Source organism: Roseateles sp. FW301-B2 (assembly GCF_058788955.1).
Map to the genome: position 1 here is coordinate 1 of NZ_JBYTBE010000068.1, position 3,413 is coordinate 3,413.

Genomic DNA, 3,413 nt, shown 5'->3' on the forward strand with positions numbered 1-3,413 from the left:
GGGCAGGGCCGCCTTGACGCGTTCCAGCATGCTCATTGCTCTTCGGCCCAGGCAAAGCCATCGCGTGCCACCAGGGCGCTGGCGGCGGGTGGTCCCCAGCTGCCGGCGCCATAGGTGCGCAGGCTGGAGGGGTCCTGCTTCCAGGCATCCAGGATGGGCTCGACCCAGCGCCAGGCCTGCTCCTGCTCGTCGCTGCGCACGAACAGGTTCAGGCGGCCGGCGATGGCATCGAGCAGCAGGCGTTCGTAGGCGCCGACGCGGTTCGCGGCGAAGGCCTTGTCGAAATCCAGGTCCAGCGAGACCGGCGAAAGCGCTTCGCCATGCGCACCACCCTTGGCCGCCAGCAATTGCAGCTCCAGCCCGTCCTCGGGCTGCAGCTTGATCACCAGGCGGTTGGCGCGATTCGAGCCCGGGAAGATGGGATGCGGCACCGGACGGAAGTTGACGACGATCTGCGCGTCACGCGCCGCCAGGCGTTTGCCGGTGCGCAGGTAGAAGGGCACGCCGGCCCAGCGCCAGTTCTGCACCTCGGTGCGCAGAGCCACAAAGGTCTCGCAGGCGCTGTCGGCCGAGATCTTGCCCTCGTCCAGATAGCCCACCACGGCCTTGCCGTCCACCGTGCCGGCGCGGTACTGACCGCGCACCACGTCGCGCGCCACCGTCTCGGGCGTGAAGGGCTTGAGCGAGCGCAGCACCTTGAGCTTCTCGTCGCGGATCGCGTCGGCGTCGGCGGTGGAGGGGGGCTCCATGGCGATCATGGTGAGCAGCTGCAGCGCATGGTTCTGGATCATGTCGCGCAGTGCGCCGGTGCCATCGTAGAAGGGGCCGCGCGTGCCCACGCCCAGCGACTCGGCCAGCGTGATCTGGATGTTGGCAATGCTCTCGCGGTGCCAGAGCGGTTCGAACAAGGCGTTGCCGAAGCGCAGCGCCATCAGGTTCTGCACCGAGGGCTTGCCGAGGTAATGGTCGATGCGGAAGGCCTGGCTTTCGGCGAACACCGAGCGCACCACGCGGTTGATCTGCTGCGCACTGGCGAGGTCATGCCCCAGCGGCTTTTCCAGCACCACGCGCACGCGCGGCTCGTTGAGGCCGGCGGCGCCGAGCTGCTCGCAGATCTGCGTGAACAGATGCGGGCTGGTGGCCAGGTACATCACCACGGTGTCGGCCTGGCGTTCGGCCAGCCAGTCCTTCAGATGCTGGTAATGCGCCGCTTGCGAGAGATCCATGCGCCGGTAATGCACCAGGGCGGCGAACTTCTCGAACTCCTCGTCGCTGGGGCGCTTGGGGCCCTCGACCTCGCGGAAGCGCTCCTTCAGCCATTCGCGGTAACGCGCGTCGGGCATCTCGTCGCGCGCCACCGCCAGGATGCGGCCGCCCTCGGGCAGCTTGCCATGACGGAAGGCCTGGAACAGCGCCGGCATCAGCTTGCGCCAGGTGAGGTCGCCGGTACCGCCAAAGAAAACGAGATCGAAGGACATGCGCGTGCTGCCTGTGTTGCTGCCCGGGGCTTTTGCCCGGCGGACTTGATGTAACAAAGTTTCTGGATTTATGATGCACGAGTTTCTTGTTCAGGTCAATCCGGTGCGGCCTGCAAGGCAATGCTCCCATGAGCGGAGGGGTTGGCGCCGATGGCGGCCGCTGTAACCTCGCTCCCAGCGAGAGCGGTTCTAATACGGGCCTGGACAAACCAAGGGCTTTCCCCATGACGAATCAGCTGGAACAACTCAAGCGCTTTACGACGGTGGTGGCCGACACCGGCAACTTCCTGCAGCTGGCGCAGTTCACGCCGCGCGACGCGACCACCAATCCCTCGCTCATCCTCAAGGCCGTGCTCTCGCCCGACTACGCGCCTCTGCTGAAGGACACCGTGGCGGCACATCGCGGCGAGCCGCTGGACGCCATCGTGGACCAGGTGCTGGTGCGCTTCGGCCTCGAGATCCTGAAGGTGGTGCCGGGCCGCGTGTCGACCGAGGTCGATGCCCGCCTGAGCTTCGACACCGCGGCCACGATTGCGCGTGCGCATCGCCTCATCAAGCTCTACGAGGCCGCCGGCATCGGCCGCGAGCGGGTGCTCATCAAGATCGCCTCCACCTGGGAGGGCATCCAGGCGGCGCGCGCGCTGGAGCGGGAAGGCATCCATTGCAACCTGACCCTGCTGTTCGTCTTCTGCCAGGCGGTGGCCTGCGGCGAGGCCGGCGTGCAGCTGATCTCGCCCTTTGTCGGCCGCATCTACGACTGGTACAAGAAGAGCGCCGGCAGCGCCTGGGACGAGGCCGCCAAGGCCGGAGCGAACGACCCCGGCGTGCAATCGGTGGCGCAGATCTTCGCCTACTACAAGAAGCATGGCGTCGCCACCGAGGTGATGGGCGCCAGCTTCCGCAATATCGGCCAGATCCAGGCGCTGGCGGGTTGCGATCTGCTCACCATCAGCCCCGACCTGCTGGCCCAGTTGCAGGCCAGCGAGGCGCCGCTGACGCGCGCGCTCGATGCCGATGCCGCGCGCAGTGCCGAGCTGCCCAAAGTCTCCTACGACGAAGCGGGCTTCCGCTACGCCCTCAACCAGGATGCCATGGCCACCGAGAAGCTGGCCGAGGGCATCCGCCTGTTTGCCATCGATGCCGGCAAGCTGGATCAGCTCATAGAAAGCCTCTGATGTCCTATCCGCGTTGTGACCAGAGCCCGGCCTGGGCCGCTCTGCAAGACCACTACCGGCGCAGCGGCGCGCAGTTCGATCTGCGCGCGGCCTTTGCCGCTGAGCCGGAGCGGTTTGCGCAGTGGTCCCTGCAAGCGCCCGAGGTGTTTGCCGACCTGTCCAAGAACCGCATCGAGGCGGCCACCCTGGACCTGCTCGTGCAACTGGCCGAGGGCTGTCAGCTGGGCGCACAACGCGACGCGATGTTCACGGGCGAGCCCATCAACCATACCGAGGGGCGTGCCGTGCTGCACACGGCGCTGCGCGCGCCCGCCGGCGCGGCACCCTTCAGCGACGAGGTGCAGGCCTCGCTCGCTCGCATGCTGGCCTTTGCGGAAAGCGTGCGCGCCGCGGACAGCGGCATCCGCGACGTGGTGCACATCGGCATCGGCGGCAGCGACCTCGGCCCCGCCATGGTGGTGCAGGCCCTGCAGGCCTTCGCCAAGCCGGGCCTGCGCCTGCACTTCGTTTCCAATGTGGACGGGCATGACCTGGCCCCGGTGCTGCGCGAGCTGGATCCCGCGCGCACCCTGTTCGTGATCGCCTCCAAGACCTTCACGACCCAGGAGACGCTGGCGAATGCGCTGGCGGCCAAGGCCTGGTTCCTGGCCGCGGGCGGCAGCGATATCGGACGCCATTTCGTGGCCACCAGCAGCAATACCGCGGCGGCGGCCGAGTTCGGCATCCACACCACCTTCGGGTTCTGGGACTGGGTGGGCGG

3 protein-coding genes are annotated in these 3,413 nt (G+C 67.5%); 2 read left to right on the top strand and 1 reads right to left on the bottom strand.

Annotated features, from left to right (window positions below):
• Positions 1-32: 32 nt before the first annotated feature.
• Entirely contained in the window at positions 33-1,478 is a 1,446-nt protein-coding gene (zwf, locus tag AC3WQY_RS24510) for a glucose-6-phosphate dehydrogenase (protein WP_492711210.1), read from the bottom strand.
• Positions 1,479-1,702: 224 nt separating this feature from the next.
• Between zwf and tal the strand changes: the two genes are divergently transcribed.
• Together tal and AC3WQY_RS24520 are read left to right on the top strand one after the other, a co-directional pair.
• A complete protein-coding gene (gene tal, locus AC3WQY_RS24515; RefSeq protein ID WP_492711212.1) occupies positions 1,703-2,653 on the top strand; it encodes a transaldolase in 951 nt (316 codons plus the stop codon).
• The coding region (locus AC3WQY_RS24520) for a phosphoglucose isomerase-related protein (RefSeq protein WP_492711213.1) at positions 2,653-3,413 on the top strand (761 nt) is incomplete at its 3' end. The genes tal and AC3WQY_RS24520, both read left to right, overlap by 1 nt.

Coding starts and splice junctions, on each gene's coding strand:
- zwf (WP_492711210.1), bottom strand. CDS start 1,478: ATGTCCTTCGATCTCGTTTTCTTTGGCGGTACCGGCGACCTCACCTGG.
- tal (WP_492711212.1), top strand. CDS start 1,703: ATGACGAATCAGCTGGAACAACTCAAGCGCTTTACGACGGTGGTGGCC.